The sequence below is a fragment of the Hydrogenophaga intermedia genome (assembly GCF_023715105.1).
Lineage (GTDB): Bacteria > Pseudomonadota > Gammaproteobacteria > Burkholderiales > Burkholderiaceae_C > Hydrogenophaga > Hydrogenophaga intermedia_A.
This window is the reverse complement of sequence record NZ_JAMBNO010000094.1, coordinates 1-473: the sequence shown is the minus strand read 5'-3', so window position 1 is coordinate 473 and position 473 is coordinate 1. Positions and strand designations below refer to the sequence as shown.

The window sequence follows — 473 nt, the reverse complement described above, 5'->3', positions numbered from 1 at the left end:
ACGCGTGGCGGCCCGCCGACCGGGACATCCCCGTCGCCCAGCGCGCGGACGGCGCGGTGCCCCGGCCGTCGGCGCTGGAGGCCGACGTACCCACGCGCCGGTACGCGTCCACGCTGACCGCCGCCGACAGCTTCCGGTCCAAGTGGCTGCCGACGCCGTACCCCGCCGTCTCGGTCCAGGTGCCGGGCGACTGGCGCTACGACCGCTCCACGCTGGACTTCATCAGCGCCACCGACGACGCGACCGTCGCCGGGCTGACCTACCGCGTGCAGTCGCTCGACGTCGCGCCGACCGCCGCCCAGCTCGCGGCCGCACCGATCGCGCCGCTGGCGGTGGCCGAGCCCGGCACCGAGCTCCCCCGTGGCTTCCCCACCTACGTCAGCGACCTCGCCGAGCGGGTGACCCAGGGCCGGACCAGCAGGTTCGAGCAGGCGGTCGCGCTGCAGCAGTGGTTCCGCGACGACGGCGGATTC

At 75.9% G+C, this 473-nt stretch carries 1 protein-coding gene; it reads left to right on the top strand.

The window, feature by feature from the left end; all coding sequences use genetic code 11:
- The coding region (locus tag M3149_RS22720) for a DUF3488 domain-containing protein (protein ID WP_251711618.1) at positions 1–473 on the top strand (473 nt) is incomplete at both ends.